Below are 15,574 nucleotides of genomic sequence, written 5' to 3'. Positions count from 1 at the left end.
CAGCCTTATAAATAGTTGGTTTATCTAAATTTGGTATAAGCTAAAACCGCATCGGCTTACTTTTACGTTATCGGTAGAACAACCTGCATGACCGTCTGTTAACTGACGTGCCTGATACGTAATGAAGCATAGTATACTCTTTGGGCTTTACTGCCTTTTTATTGTTGTAATACGCCCCGCCGATAGCTGGGCCCAGGGACTCCAGAACAACGTTTCTGAAAAGGTAATTAATGCCAGCCAGCGTGTAGCTGCCCTTACTATTAGTGGCTATATCAAAGATGCCGCCAATGGTGAGGGCTTGATTGGTGTTTCGGTCTACGTCAAAGAAACGGGTACTGGTGCCGTGACTAATAGCTACGGGTTTTACGCCGTTACACTGCCTGCCGGCAGCTATAATCTGGTTATTAGCTATGTGGGTTATGCCAGACGAACGAAATCCGTTGAGTTGAACGGAGAAAACGTGCACCTTGATCTGGATTTGAAACAGGAAGGTGAGCAGCTCCAGGAAGTAATTGTATCGACCAAAAGGGAAGACGATAACGTCAAAAATATCGAGATGAGCGTCAACCAGATCGATGTGAAAACGTTGAAACGAATTCCGGCCCTGCTGGGTGAGGTAGATGTAATCAGAAGCATTCAGCTTTTGCCCGGCGTTTCGACCGTGGGTGAAGGGGCTACGGGATTTAACGTTCGGGGTGGTAGTATCGACCAAAATCTGGTGCTGCTGGATGAAGCACCGGTTTATAATTCATCGCACCTGTTTGGGTTCTTTTCCGTATTCAACCCCGATGCCGTTAAGGACGTAAAACTGATTAAGGGCGGCATACCGGCTAACTACGGCGGACGGATTGCCTCTATTTTAGACGTTCGATTGAAAGAGGGCAATGCCAAAAAGCCCGAACTAAACGGGGGCATCGGACTTATTTTTAGTCGACTATCGTATGAGCGGCCCCTGTTTAAGGGTAAGGGCTCATTCATTGTTGCCGCCCGTCGCTCGTACGCGGATATTCTGGCCCAGCCTTTTCTTAAAAATGACCTTAAAGGCTCAAAATTCTATTTCTACGATTTAACGGCTAAAGCAAACTATCGAATCAACGATAAAAATACGGTGTTTATATCCGGCTACCTGGGGCGCGATGTGTTCGGAGCTGATTTTGGGTTTAACTGGGGTAGCACCACCGTTTCAACCCGCTGGAACCACGTATTCAGTAACAGACTATTTCTGAATACAACGGCTTACTACAGCAACTACGATTACTCGCTCAACACTGACCTGAAACAGAAGACGCCGAATGACTATTTTCGTACCGACTCCCGGATTGTTGATTATAGCTTGAAACCGGATTTTTCGCTCTTCCTGGGCAAAAGCACTATTACCTTCGGTGGTCAGGCGATTTTCCATAATTTCCAGCCCGGCACGGCTACGGCGGCTAGCTCGGGAAGCGTTCGTACGTTCGGGCTGGAAAACAAGTATTCGCTCGAAAATGCTCTTTATGTAGGAAATGAACAACAGTTAACGCCCGGGCTGCAAGTACAGTATGGACTGCGCTACTCCCTGTTCAATTACATCGGTCCCGGAGAAGCCTACACATTTGCAACCGATGGCCCTGTGGGGCAATCACGGGCAATAACATCGACCAGCACATACAAACGCAACCAGATTATCACCACCTATGGTAATTGGGAACCCCGTTTTTCGGCCAAATATGAACTGAACAATACCAGTTCATTTAAAGCCAGTTATAACCGGCTTGCGCAGTACATTCATTTAATTTCCAATACGTCGGCTTCAACGCCCCTGGATATCTGGACCCCATCAACGAACAACATCAAACCGCAGCTTGCTGACCAGATTGCCGGTGGCTATTTTAAAAACTTTGGTCGTTCTACCGGAACCGGCAGTGAATTTGAAGCATCAGTGGAGGTCTATTACAAGTGGCTACAGAATCAGATTGACTACATCGACGGGGCACGCCTGATTCTAAACAAATACCTGGAAGGCGATTTGCTGCCGGGAAAAGGCCGGGCTTACGGAGCCGAGTTTTATGTAAAACGAAATACCGGCGTTGTAAACGGTTGGGTTAGCTACACACTGGCAAAAACAGAACGGCAGGTGGTAGGCATCAACAACGGAAGCTGGTATCCTACCCGGTTTGACAAGCGGCACGTCCTAACGTCCGTACTGTTAATTGACCCACCTAGCCGTAGCGCCGGAGAGGCAAAACGCTGGAATTTTTCGGCTACGTTCACCCTTGCCACCGGTACACCGGCTACTTTTCCCACAAACCGGTTTGAATACGATGGAATTGTGGTGCCGCAAACCTTTGGTAATACACGCAACAATTACCGTATTCCTGCCTATCACCGACTCGATTTAGCGGCTACGCTACAGGGTCGGAAACGACAGGGGAAGCGTAAAGACGATAATTGGGTATTTTCTGTCTATAACGTATATGCCCGAAAAAACGCCTTTTCAGTCTATTTTCAACCCAACACAGACAACGTAGGTGATGCCGGCAGTTCGCGCATAACGGAAGCTATCAAGTACTCTGTTTTTGCTACAATTATTCCGTCGGTTACTTACAACTTTAAATTTTAATCGTACGCCATGAAACGTCACATCTTTTTACTGTGCATTCTTGGGGGATTTGTTGGGCTAAATGGCTGCACAACCGTTATTGATGCCAAACTCGACACCGGCCCTACCCAGCTTTCCGTGGATGCCTTACTTACTACCCAGCCCGGACCGCAAACGATACGACTCACTAACACAGCGGGCTATTTCGATAGCAACACACCACCAGCCGTTACCGGTGCCACCGTTACCGTTACCGACAATGCCGGAAAAATGTATCGATTTGCCGATTCTACGAATACGGGCTACTATGTTTGGAAACCGACTGGGAAAGATACGCTGGGGCACATTGGCCGGACGTATCAGCTAACGATTCTGCACAACGGAGATACGTTCCGGGCTACCTCAAAAATAAACCCGGTACCGCCTATCGATTCACTCATTTTTGTAAAACGGGCACTCAATCCATTATCTACGACACAGGGCTACCGGGCCGAGTTTTATGCGGTCGACATACCCAGGCAGGTAGACTATTACCGGATTCGGTTTTTTCGCAATGGAACGTTGCAGAACAAACCGAATAATATTGTCACGTCGCAGGATGGCGTATTTGGGGGGAATTCGTCGGTTGCCGATGGCCTGACATTCATCGTGCCTATCCGTCGGTCTATTAACCCGGATAGCTTGTATGCGCTGAAAGATATCGTAAAGGTAGAAGTACACTCCCTGACGGCCGAAGCTTTTCTGTTCTGGCAGGTGGTCCGAACACAGGTAACAAACGGGGGGCTGTTTGCTACCCCACCTGCCAACGTGCCGACCAATGTTATCAACATTAACCCCACCGGCCGACCAGCAACGGGCTTTTTCATCACCTCCGCGGTGAGCAGCCGAACGGCCAGCGTATCAGATGCCAATATCCGGGTCCGGGCCGACTAAATCTATTTCAAAATTGACTCTCCGGGTAACAACCAGACACCCCGTGCCGACTGGCTATAAAACGACGTGCCAAAAGGGATTTCCTGTCGCCGGGTACGGCCATTTTTCAGACGAACAGTAACGACCGTCGTTTTAGGGGTAACAGGAGTGAAAGTTTGCGGTTGGCGGACAGCAAACACGCGTAATGGCCCCCGGTTTTGCGTAACGGCCATTTTTAAGTTACCTTTTACATCGGGCCAGCTAACTAGCGCTTTGGCATTTCCCGGAACGTAGAAACCGCTCTGACTAATGGTTAATGGGGTGAAATTGCCTTTCCCGTCGCCCGTCAATACCAACCCATCAAAGGCATCCATGCGGCCGCCTACCATGTCACTACCGTGTTCGTTACCTACCAGCACGGCATCCAGGTTGCCATCGCCGTCTATATCCTGCGCCAGCATCCCGAATATTGGCGCGGTTTGGGCCAATACCGGCAATGGTTTTACCTCGAATTGACCATTCCCTTTATTTTCAATATAGCTGCTAGACAGGTAATTCGCCGAGAGTTTCAGGGCCTGCTTCCGTTCTTCCTCCGTCAGAATCTGGCTCATGGTCGCCTGACCAAATGGGGCGTATTCTAGGTAGCGTTTTTTAATGCCAATCATCTGCTTTACCATGTCATCCCAGCCGAAATAAGGATATTCCTCGTACTGCCCTTTGGCATTTTTGAAGTAAACAGACGGGAATGCATCGTAGAAGCCATTATTGTCGAAGTCGCCGGCGTAAATGCGAACGGGCCGCTCGGTACTGGCGCGGAGGAGGTTGTTCTGACCAATGTTACCGGCCAGGTAGTCGATATCGCCATCATTATCGAAATCGCCGGGTGTGATGGAGTTCCAGAATCCAGCTTTGTCGGATAACCCGTTGTTTTCTACGGGTTGCAAATGGCCTTTGTCATTTCGCAGCATCATGAGCGGTGCCCACTCACTGGCCAGTAATAAATCAGCGTCGCCATCCTTGTCGAAGTCCGTCCAGAGGGCATCGCAGGTAAGTCCACCTTTGACCAGAACGGGTGCCATCTGCGCTGTAACATCGCTAAAACGTGGCTCCCCTTTTTTACTGTCATTTCGGAGTAGGTAACTGGGTACACCCATTGGATATTTGTACGGTTCTACCCGACCTCCAACAAATAAATCGAGGTCGCCATCGCCATCAAAGTCAGCCGCTTTCACACACGACCCATTCAGGCTAAAGTTCGGCAGCGCATTGGTTGCTAACGTGAAATTGCCTCTTCCATCATTCACATAAAGGCGATGACGAAGGGCTTCGGTCAACTCAGTCTGGCTGAACTCAGGGCTACCACTAGTTGCATACAAATCCAGGTCACCGTCGGCGTCGGCATCGAATAACAGCAAACCCGCATCTTCCGAGAATTTGGTCGGCATTGCCTTTACGACGAATTTTCCGGAGGGTTGTTGCAATAGAATATCCGTTGAAAACTTCGAGCTACCGCCAATAACCATATCCGTCAGCCCGTCGCCATTGACATCGCCCACGGCCAGCGCCGGGCCATATTCTGTTAGTTTGTGTAACAGTGTTTTTTGCAGATTAAAATCAATAATGTCTGTTTCTTCATGCTTATACGTGATGCCAAGCTCAGCGGTTACGTCCTGAAACAATGAATTAGAGGCTATCGTACCTGGAGTCGCGACAGCTGGTCGGGCATTCTTTGCATTAACAGTAATGGTTTGGTCGGCATTAACGGTTGGCAGAAGCTGCACCCGACCACCGGGCCAGGTTATTTTCAGGTTTTTAATCATAGTGAATTTGCCAAGACCGAAGTGAGCGATTGGGTCAACACTGGAGAGGAAGCCCCGGTAGGGCGTATGCTCGTAAAACTCCTTTCGGCCATCGGGTAGCTCGTACTCAATAGTTGCGCCCAGCCCCATCGAGTTTGCGCCGTCCCCCTCAAACTTGACCCGTAGCGAATGGGCCGTTTCCGATTTCAGGTCGGTTAGGTTATTGCGGTAGACGAAGGCTTCGTCATTGATATTATTGACTACGTAATCCAGATCACCATCCCCGTCAAAATCGGCGTAAGCAGCGCCGTTAGAGAAACTTGGCTCGCTCATCCCCCAGCGGTCCGTCGCGTTCTCGAAAGTGGCGTTGCCTTTATTACGGTAAGCATAGTTACTTACTTTGACCTGCGGCATTTTGGTGGTCAACTCTTTACGAAGCGCATCCGTCAGGTAGGTGTTTACGGAACTGTAATAGGTCGTGAAATCCCGGTCAGTAATATCGCGGGGAAAACCATTGGTCACTAATAAATCACGGTAACCATCCTGATCGAAATCCGCCAACAGGGGAGACCAGCTCCACTCCGTTTCTGCTACCCCGGCCAGCATACTAATTTCGCTGAAAATCGGCATACCAACACGGGATGTATCCATGGGGTGTACTCCCTGGTTTAGTTGCAGGGTATTGCGGGCGTACTGATGTTCATAACCCAGGCGATCCCATTCCTGGTAGGCAAAATAGCTGCTTGGCCCCATCAGGCTCTTCTTCCGCAGATTATCTTCGGGCAGCATGTCCATGGCGATAATATCGGCCAGACCATCGCCATTGATATCACCAACATCATTGCCCATTGCCGATGAACTGGTGTGCTTGAACGCATCGTGGGCGTGATTGGTAAAAGTCCCGTCATGATTATTGATGTAGAGTACATCACTCGTGGCGAAATCATTGGTCACGTAAATGTCTTTCCAGCCATCACGGTTAATGTCGCAGATATTTACTCCCAGGCCAAAACCTTCAGCCAGCGTACCCGCCTGTTTCGTTACATCGGTGAAGTAGGCGTGACCTCGTTTGGCGTCGAAATCATTGCGGTAAAGGCGGTCAGTATTGGGAGAAGTACCGTCATTTACCCGGGCGCGTAGATTGGTTGGATTTTTGGGGTCATCAATTTGGTCAACCAGTACGAAAAGGTCTAAATCGCCGTCATTATCGTAATCGAAAAAGGCGGAATGCGTTGCGTAGGTTGTGTCAGCAATCCCGTAGTCGGTAGCCATCTCGCGGAACGTCGGTTGACCATCAGCCCCGTTTCCCTGATTGACGTATAACAGATTGGCCCGTTGAGCCGCGCTCTTTTTGAGGGTTGTCGATACATAAATATCCTGCTTCCCGTCGGCATTGATATCAACGACCGACACGCCGGAACACCACCGCCCACCCCCGCCAACACCGGCCGATTGGGTGATGTCGTTGAAGTGAAGGTCTCTATTACCAGTCTCTGTATCGTTGATATACAGCCGATTCGGAACCTGATTGCCCGTAAAAAAGACATCGGGTTTCTGGTCGCCGTTGAAATCACCAATGCCAACCCCACCCCCGTTGTAGATGTACTGATAGTTGAGGATGTTGAGTGTGTCGGTATCGGTGATGGTATTAGCAAAAGTGATACCCGTATCGGAGGAATCGAGCCGGTCGAACAGGGTTTTCTCCCGGCAGGAAGTCAGTATGATCAAGAACGCAACAGGCCACAGCCACGCACCGTTTTGGAAAGACAGTTTCATAGAGAATGAACGTACACGTTACGGAGAATAATCTACAAATTTACCGATAAAAGAATACGCAGGCTAGTCTCAGCCCCGTCTTTTCCGCAACCTGAGTAACACAGGCTGAAGCGTGTCCCGTTCGGCGAGTAAAACCAGCACGATAAACAAGCCGAAAAGGGCCATGTGAATCGGTACCGCTAGCCATAAGTTCGAAATCGGGAACAACCAGACGCCGAGAATGAGCAGGCCACCTCCCAGAATGTAAAGCGTTGCTGACCGTACATTATAGGGAACGGGGTAGTACCTGTTGCCAAAAGTGTAACACAGCGCCAGCATTACGAAACTGGACGTCAGAAAAGCGATAACGCAACCCATGTAGCCCATAATGGGAATCAGAAGGATATTGCCTGTTATCGTGATGGCAGCACCGACAACGGTGAAGATTGTTCCAAATTTCGTTTTATCGGTCAGTTTGAACCACAAGCCGATATTCTGATAAACGCCCAGAAACAGATTACCTAGCAGCAGAAAAGGAACGATAACTAACCCCTGCCGATAAGCGGGAGCCAGCATGGCTACCCCAATTATATCGACGTTCAGGCTGACCCCTACCCAAATCAGTACGCACACGATGATGAACCACTTGGTCACGCGGGCCAGCAGCTCAGGGGAGTTTTTGTCATCGGCGCGGGAGAAAAAGAACGGGTCAGCAGCAAACCGAAATGACTGCGTAGCTAGGGCCATGAAAACCGATAATTTGAAGCAGTTACCATAAATGCCCAAGGCATCTTCGTTTGTAAGCGCGGCTCCGCTGGCACTCGTATAAAAACCTTCGGGCAGGTAATGGCGTAAAAATAGACGGTCGGTCAGGATATTGATAACATTGGCTAACCCCGTCAGCATAATCGGGTAGGCGTACACGAGCAACACCCGCGCTTCGGCCCGGTTGAACCGAAACCGGAATCCCCGGAACGTATTGCGTAGTAACAGAAAATAGCCCGCATTGGCCAGTAGATTGGCCAGGAAAATATACCCGGGCCCAATTGCCGGATTATAAACCAAATTAATAAACGGCTGTAAACCTGTTAAGTATTTACCCCCGCTGATATCGGGGCAGATGACCAAAAAAAAGATGTTGAACAGCACAACCAGACCCACATTGAGCATTTTTACTTTCACAAATTGCCGGGCTCTGTTTTGAACCCGGAGTCGGGCAAAGGGTATAGCTGTAATGGCATCAATCGCTACAATCAGGGCCGACCACCGGATGAAGGTTGTTTGGCCGGGGTAGTTGAGCCAAACCGCAATGTCTGGTGCTAAATACAGCAATAGAGCCGTTGATGGCAGCGTAATCAGCAACACCAGACTCAGCGTTTCACTAAATGTTTTGGGCAGCGATTCAGGCTTGCGGGCAGCGAAACGAAAAAAAGCCGTTTCCAGCCCAAAGGTGTAAATAACCAACAGCAGCGCGATATAGCTGTAAAATGTAACGTTCGAAGAGAGTTCTTTAGGCTGACTGAACGCATATGTTTGAATTGGTACTAAGATGTAATTCAGCAGTCGACCCAGAATAGTACTTACCCCGTACAATGCTGTGTCGCCCGCTAGTTTCTTAAACGTACTCATCGACTCGTAAAAATGGCTAACCAGAATTGATTTTGACTGATTCTGGCTTCAGGTTTCGGCCCGAAGCGCAAAGTTAAGACGTTTGGCTATCTTTGCACTTCAGGCCGAAACAGGCGTCGGCTGTTTCGGGTAACTTGTCAACTATTGACTGAAACAGTCGGCGCCTGTTTCGGCATATTCCATGGGCCAACCAATCTCCTCCGCATTAATCTCCGTTTTTTATAAAGACGGCCTCGAACCATTAGTCCGGCTATTGCACGAGCAAAACGTTAAACTCTATTCAACGGGTGGTACGCAGTCATTCATCGAACAACTCGGCATTCCGGTTACGGCCGTAGAGGACCTCACGGGCTACCCATCCATTTTTGGTGGCCGTGTAAAAACTTTGCACCCCGCCGTTATGGGTGGTATTCTGTACCGGCGTGGACTGCCCGAAGACCTTGCCCAGGCCGAGCGGCATCGCATTCCCCCTATTGATCTGGTTGTGGTTGATTTATATCCCTTTGAGGAAACAGTAGCATCGGGTGCCTCGGATGAGGACATCATTGAAAAAATCGATATCGGCGGTATTTCGCTGATTCGGGCAGCCGCCAAAAATTACAATGACGTGCTCATCGTTTCATCAAGAAGTCAGTACGCTGGTGTGGTTGACCTGCTGACCAAGCAAAAGGGGAAAACTGAACTAAGTGACCGTCGGCGTTATGCCGGGGAAGCCTTTGCTGTAACGTCGCAGTATGATACGGCTATCCAGGCTTACTTTGGTGGTGCAGGGGCCGAAACAGAAAGTCAGGAAACCCAGTTTTCCGGGCCAATATATGGTTTCAGGGACATGCCTGCCAACCATCTTCGGTACGGTGAGAACCCGCACCAGCAGGCCACGTTTTACGGCAATCTGGATGCTATGTTTACCAAGCTCCACGGTAAGGAGCTGTCCTACAACAACCTGGTTGATGTGGATGCCTGCGTGAATCTGATTGACGAATTTCAGGAGGGAGATATTGCTGCGTTTGCCATCATCAAGCATACCAATGCCTGTGGTATTGCCACGGCTCCAACGGCCAAGGAAGCATATCTGAATGCACTCGCCTGCGACCCGGTTTCGGCCTTTGGTGGTGTTGTTATTACTAATAAGCCGGTAGATATAGCAACGGCTGAAGAACTGAACAAGCTGTTCATGGAGATTTTAATCGCCCCTGATTATGAACCAGCCGCGCTGGAAATGCTACAGTCGAAAAAGAACCGTATTTTGCTGAAACGGAATGCCACCGAGTTGCCAGGTGTGATGTTTAAAACTATTTTGAATGGTGTGCTGGAACAGGATAAAGACAATGAGACCGAAGGCGTCGATCAGTTTAAAACCGTTACCGAAAAAGCACCAACCGATAGTGAAAACCGGGCTTTGGCCTTCGCACTGAAGGTGTGTAAACACACTAAATCGAACACGATTGTGCTGGCAAAGGAAGCTGGTGAGGGGTATGGACAGCTGCTGGCTAGTGGGGTAGGGCAAACCTCACGGGTCGATGCGCTCCGGCAGGCTATCGAGAAAGCCCACGCATTCGGGTTCGATCTGACCGGAGCCGTTATGGCGTCGGATGCGTTCTTCCCCTTTCCCGATTGTGTTGAAATAGCTGGAAATGCGGGTATCACGGCCGTTGTTCAGCCCGGTGGTTCTATTCGGGATAAAGACTCAATTGAGTATTGCAATAAGCATGGTCTGGCAATGGTAACAACGGGAATCAGGCATTTTAAACATTAATCCTAATCGGGATTTTAGTAGGTTTTGACCGATTTTCAGGACAAAATACATGGTAAACACCTCTTGCCAAGTCGTTCAAATCGTAGTAAAATCCCGGTTCTGACTATGCTTTACACGATATGGTGTGCCCTTTGGTTTGTTATTCTATACATAGTGTTGTTTCCAGTTCAGTTCGTGTTCTTACAGCGGGCTAGCTGGAAACCGTTGGCGCACAAAGTCAATCGTATCTGGGGGAAGCTGTTCTTTATCTGTGCAGGAATGCCAGTTCGGATAGAATACCGGTTTCGACCTGATCCGACAGGCGTTTATGTCTTCTGCGCGAACCACTTTTCGTACCTCGATATTGCCGCGATGGGTGTTGTTGTGGATAACTACTACGCCTTTATCGGGAAAAGTGAGGTAAAGCATATTCCGCTGCTTGGTTACATGTTTGCCAAACTGCACGTTCAGGTAGACCGCAGTCAACCGAACAGCAGGGCTTACTCGCTGACCAAGTCCATACGCACCCTGGCATCAGGCCGGAGTATCATGATTTTTCCCGAAGGGGGAATTCATACCAAAGAGCCACCGCAAATGATGCCGTTTAAAGACGGAGCTTTTACCATGGCCATTCAGCAGCAGGTGCCTATTGTACCTGTCACATTTTTGGATAACTATCGGATACTACCCGACAAAAGCCCGGTTCGGTTTCACTGGCACCCATTGCGGGCGGTTGTTCATCCACCCATCGAAACGGCAGGTATGACGCAGGCCAGCTTGGAAACCCTGAAGCACGAAACGTATAAAGTAATTGATAATGAATTGATGGGCGAAAAGAAACTAATTTTCTAACCCTATTCCCTCACTGAATCATGCAAGTAGATAAGGAAGCATTACATAAAATAGCTCATTTGGCCCGGCTGGAGGTGCGACCTGAGGAAGAAGCCGACCTGCTGAACAGCCTGAACGAAGTGCTAACCTGGATGGAGCATCTGAACGAAGTAGATACAACGGGTATTGAGCCGTTAACCCATATCTCTCACGAAATGAACGTATTGAGGGAAGACATTGTAGCCAATCAATTACCCCGTGAACAGGCACTGGCTAATGCGCCCCAGCACGATGGTCAGTTTTTTGAAGTGCCCAAAGTGATGGACTAGCGTGGGTTGTACTAGTCTGCCGGGCCGGATAGTTTCAGGCCTACGATACTGATGGTAATGAGCAGGATAAAAAAAAGCTCACTCCACGACCAGCTAAGTTTCAACCAAATCACATCCGCAGCTTTCAGGAAAATCAGCGACAGCCCCATCCATACCGCAAAGGCGGTTGTGGTTGGAATGGTACGCATGGCAGCCGCCAGCAGCACCGTATTAACAATGCCGAAAACCACGTAACCTATCCAGGGTAGCAGGGCAGGCAGGCTAACACCTAGCTGGTAAAAGGTACTCCAGCGCAGCGCTTTTAAAGCCTCCCACCGGATATATTTGATTGAATAGGCCCAGGCCGTCTGCGAGATAGCCGCCCCGATTAGGTATAACCACGAAAGTATAGTCTGAGGTGTCATAGCAGGTAAAGTTAATCCATTGGGGCAAAGGAAATGACTCCTGTTATACCACTATGAATTGGTAGCGTCAGAATGGCATTAATAAAGTATGTTGATTCAGCCCCGCACCTTCTATTTCTGTTTCGTTACACTATTTTGTCTTATTTGTAACGGATACTGCACTTTTCGGGTTTAAAAATGAGAGACTTGTTTTAATCCTTTTTTAATCTGGATTTGACGAGTAATAAAGTGCCCTCATTAACTAAACCCACTAATTTCAATGGCTAAATTGTTCGATTTTACCCACGTTAAGGGCGATTTTTTCGGCGGTATTACGGCTGGAATTGTGGCGTTGCCACTTGCTTTGGCATTTGGTGTAAGCTCAGGACTTGGGCCTAGTGCCGGTCTTTATGGGGCTATTTTTATCTGCTTTTTTGCGGCTTTGCTTGGTGGCACAAATACCCAGATATCCGGTCCAACGGCCCCAATGACTGCCATTAGTATGGTTGTTATTACCAACATTGTAGCGGCAAACGAAGGTGATGTAGCCAGAGCATTACCACTTATAATGAGTGTTTTTCTGCTGTCTGGCCTTATTCAGGTAGTGCTGGGGAGCATAGGCATGGGGCAATACATCAAGTATATACCCTATCCCGTCGTATCGGGGTTTATGACAGCCATTGGTGTTATCATCATTATTACCCAGATTGTTCCCTCACTGGGCTATTACCCAAAGGAAGATGCTGCCTTTGTCAGTCAATTCAAACCCAAGGCAGAAGAGGTTATTGTGGACGACATTCTGAAAGAAGAAGCTGGAGAAAACATAAACGTAATTGAAGATTTCAGGGAAACGATTCGCAAAGCCAGGCTGGTAACACCGGAACAGATACGTCAGGAATCGCAATCATTGGCGGCCAAAGCGAGTAGTGGGGTTATTGGTGCCGTGAAAATGATACCCCGTGCTGTCAAAAATATTAGTTGGCTGGAGGTGATGCTGACTGCAGGCACTATTCTCATTATATACGGTTTCAAACGGATAACGACAAAGATACCGAGTACGCTGGTGGCCCTTCTGGTTATGTCTGGTATTGCGTATGGATTTGGGCTACCCTACAAACCCATTGAGGTCATTCCATCCGGCTTGCCACAACCAGTATTTGAAATTTTTACCGGGTTTAGTTTTACAGCACTAAGTCCGTACGTTTTTACGGCTCTCTCGCTGGCACTGTTGGGTAGTATTGATTCCCTGCTCACCTCTGTAGTAGCCGATAACATGACCAAAACCAGGCACAACCCCAACCGCGAATTGGTAGGACAGGGTATTGGCAATAGTGTAGCCGCTATGTTTGGTGGTTTGCCAGGAGCAGGTGCTACCATTCGTACGGTAGTCAATATAAACTCAGGTGGTAAAACCCGGCTGTCGGGTATGATATCGGCGGTTCTCGTGCTATTAATTTTGTTGGTTCTGAGTCCGGTGGCTTCACAAATTCCCGCTGCTGTACTGTCAGGTATCTTGATAACGGTGGGTATTGGGGTTATGGATTATCGGGGTCTACGAGCCATTCCATATATGCCGAAGAGTGAAGTTATCATTATGCTGGTTGTCCTTATTTTGTCGACGTTCTGGAATTTGGTATACGCCGTTGGTATTGGCCTGGTAATCGCGTCGTTGATGTTCATGAAAAAGATTGGCGACCTTACGGCCAAAGAATCGGATGTTATTCCCCTTGCTGACGAAACCTGGACCGATGAGTTTGATTTTCCGGAAGAACTGAAAGAGGAAGTATTCATCAAACACATCAACGGCCCGTTGTTTTTCGGCTCTACCTCCGATTTCCAGCAACTGGCCAAACAAATTCCGGGTACGGCACACTGGGTTATTGTGCGGATGAACCGGGTACCCTACATGGACCAATCAGGTTTGTATGCTATGGAAGAGGTATTGAACAGTCTGGCAAATAGTGGTAAAACCGTTTTAATTGCGGGAATACAGCAACAGCCTAAACTCATGCTTCAACGAATAAAGCTAATCCCAAACCTGGTACCCGAAGAGCACGTTTTTGCCAATTTTCGGGAGTGCCTGATCTGGATTAAAGAAAACGTGCAGGACCACGCTTAGGCCAGTATGGGCCTTACAATCTTTCCCGCTACATCGGTTAGGCGGAAAGGGCGACCCTGAAACTGGTAGGTTAACTTAGTATGGTCAAAGCCGAGCAGGTGCAGTATGGTCGCCTGCAAATCGTGGATATGCACTTTATCTTTCACGCCGTAGTAGCCAATATCATCGGTCTCACCGAAAGAAAACCCTTTCTTGACGCCACCACCCGCCATCCAGACGGTGAAGGCTTCGAGATGGTGGTCGCGGCCCATGAAGGGTAATACCTGCCCATCCCGATTTTCCTGCATGGGTGTACGGCCAAACTCACCACCCCAAACTACCAGCGTATCATCCAGCAAACCACGCTGTTTCAGGTCTTTCAGCAACGCAGCAACGGCCTGGTCCGATTCGCGGCATTTATCTTTCAGTCCAATATCAATGGACCCGTCAGAACTGGTACCGTGGGTATCCCAGCCCCAGTCGAAAAGCTGTACGAAGCGCACACCGCGTTCTACCAGCCGGCGGGCCAGCAGGCAGTTTCGGGCAAAGGATCCTTTATTTGGGTCGACACCGTAGCTATCCAAAATATACTGGGGCTCGTTTTTGATGGCCATGGCATCTGGCACTGACATCTGCATCCGAAACGCCAGTTCATACTGGGCGATGCGGGTCAGAATTTCGGGGTCTTTCACATCGTCGTACTGCTGTTGATTAATTTCGCTGATGGCGTCGATGGTTTGCTTCCGAATGTCGCGGTTCATACCCGATGGGTCCGAAGCGAAAAGGACCGGGTCACCGTCAGTGCGGCACTGCACACCCTGATAAACAGTGGGTAGAAAGCCACTACCCCAAACCGATTTTCCCGCGTCGGGTTGCTTGCCACCCGATGCCAAAACGATATAGCCCGGCAGGTTATCATTTTCAGTTCCCAGTCCATACGTTACCCACGACCCCATACTGGGTCGACCCAGCCGGGCACTGCCTGTGTGCATCAGCAACTGCGCGGGGGCGTGGTTGAACTGATCTGTATGCATGGCTTTGAGAAAGGTAATATCGTCTACTACGCCCTGCAAATGAGGTAAATAGTCTGATACCCATGCCCCTGAGTTGCCATGCTGGGCAAACTTACCCTGTGGCCCCAACATTTTGGGAACCCCCCGGATAAACGCAAACTTTTTACCCGTCAGTAATTCCTGCGGGCAGTCCTTACCGTCGTATTTCGCCAGTTCTGGCTTGTAATCGAACAACTCCAACTGACTCGGCGACCCAGCCATATGTATGTAAATGACCCGTTGCGCTTTAGGCAGGTAAGCTGATGGATGCGGGGCCGTTGGTTCATCGGATTGAATTGTAGAACCCACGGTATTATTTTGCCGCTCATTGTTAGTCAGGAAGTTACATCCCTGCAAAAGCGAACCAAATGCCATTGCGCCCAGACCTGTTGAGCAGGTGTGCAAAAAATGCCGCCGGGTTTCACGCTCGGCAGCAGCTTGTTGTAGTTCTTGCAGGAGTTTGTTCATGCTTA

General features: G+C 49.1%; 10 protein-coding genes. 6 read left to right on the top strand and 4 right to left on the bottom strand.

What is annotated here, in order from left to right; genetic code table 11:
- Nucleotides 1–121: 121 nt before the first annotated feature.
- Both B156_RS0106315 and B156_RS0106310 read left to right on the top strand, forming a co-directional pair.
- Nucleotides 122–2,599, top strand: a complete 2,478-nt coding sequence (locus B156_RS0106315; protein ID WP_018618816.1) for a TonB-dependent receptor — start codon at nucleotides 122–124, stop codon at nucleotides 2,597–2,599.
- 9 nt (nucleotides 2,600–2,608) lie between these two features.
- Nucleotides 2,609–3,511, top strand: coding sequence for a DUF4249 domain-containing protein (locus B156_RS0106310; protein ID WP_018618815.1), 903 nt, complete (start codon nucleotides 2,609–2,611; stop codon nucleotides 3,509–3,511).
- 2 nt (nucleotides 3,512–3,513) lie between these two features.
- Here the strand turns inward: B156_RS0106310 and B156_RS0106305 are convergent, their stop codons facing one another.
- Both B156_RS0106305 and B156_RS0106300 read right to left on the bottom strand, forming a co-directional pair.
- The gene (locus B156_RS0106305) at nucleotides 3,514–7,065 is read right to left on the bottom strand and encodes a CRTAC1 family protein (protein WP_018618814.1); all 3,552 of its coding nucleotides are present in this window, start codon (nucleotides 7,063–7,065) and stop codon (nucleotides 3,514–3,516) included.
- A gap of 69 nt (nucleotides 7,066–7,134) precedes the next feature.
- A complete protein-coding gene (locus B156_RS0106300) occupies nucleotides 7,135–8,673 on the bottom strand; it encodes a polysaccharide biosynthesis C-terminal domain-containing protein (RefSeq protein ID WP_018618813.1) in 1,539 nt (512 codons plus the stop codon).
- Between the two features lie 181 nt (nucleotides 8,674–8,854).
- Between B156_RS0106300 and purH the strand changes: the two genes are divergently transcribed.
- From purH to gatC, 3 genes are all read left to right on the top strand, one after another.
- Nucleotides 8,855–10,429 carry a bifunctional phosphoribosylaminoimidazolecarboxamide formyltransferase/IMP cyclohydrolase gene (gene purH / locus B156_RS0106295; protein WP_018618812.1) on the top strand — a complete coding sequence of 525 codons (1,575 nt, stop codon included), beginning with the start codon at nucleotides 8,855–8,857 and terminating at the stop codon, nucleotides 10,427–10,429.
- 105 nt (nucleotides 10,430–10,534) lie between these two features.
- Complete coding sequence (locus B156_RS28855; RefSeq protein ID WP_040585164.1) at nucleotides 10,535–11,260, top strand: lysophospholipid acyltransferase family protein; 726 nt, start codon at nucleotides 10,535–10,537, stop codon at nucleotides 11,258–11,260.
- Nucleotides 11,261–11,280: 20 nt separating this feature from the next.
- Nucleotides 11,281–11,568 (top strand): Asp-tRNA(Asn)/Glu-tRNA(Gln) amidotransferase subunit GatC, encoded by a 288-nt coding sequence (gene gatC / locus B156_RS0106285; protein ID WP_018618810.1) that lies wholly within the window; start codon nucleotides 11,281–11,283, stop codon nucleotides 11,566–11,568.
- Between the two features lie 11 nt (nucleotides 11,569–11,579).
- Here the strand turns inward: gatC and B156_RS0106280 are convergent, their stop codons facing one another.
- Nucleotides 11,580–11,972: a DMT family transporter gene (locus B156_RS0106280; RefSeq protein WP_018618809.1), complete on the bottom strand. Its 393-nt coding sequence runs from the start codon at nucleotides 11,970–11,972 to the stop codon at nucleotides 11,580–11,582.
- Nucleotides 11,973–12,231: 259 nt separating this feature from the next.
- On the opposite strand from B156_RS0106280, the gene B156_RS0106275 reads away from it, so the two are divergent.
- Entirely contained in the window at nucleotides 12,232–14,070 is a 1,839-nt protein-coding gene (locus B156_RS0106275) for a SulP family inorganic anion transporter (RefSeq protein WP_018618808.1), read from the top strand.
- Here B156_RS0106275 and B156_RS0106270 read toward each other — a convergent pair.
- Complete coding sequence (locus B156_RS0106270) at nucleotides 14,067–15,569, bottom strand: DUF1501 domain-containing protein (RefSeq protein WP_018618807.1); 1,503 nt, start codon at nucleotides 15,567–15,569, stop codon at nucleotides 14,067–14,069. The two genes, B156_RS0106275 and B156_RS0106270, sit on opposite strands and share 4 nt — an antisense overlap.
- Nucleotides 15,570–15,574 lie beyond the last annotated feature (5 nt).

The sequence above is a fragment of the Spirosoma luteum DSM 19990 genome, assembly GCF_000374065.1.
Taxonomy (GTDB): domain Bacteria; phylum Bacteroidota; class Bacteroidia; order Cytophagales; family Spirosomataceae; genus Spirosoma; species Spirosoma luteum.
The sequence above is the reverse complement of the archived record's forward strand: the minus strand, read 5'-3'. Positions and strand labels throughout refer to the sequence as shown.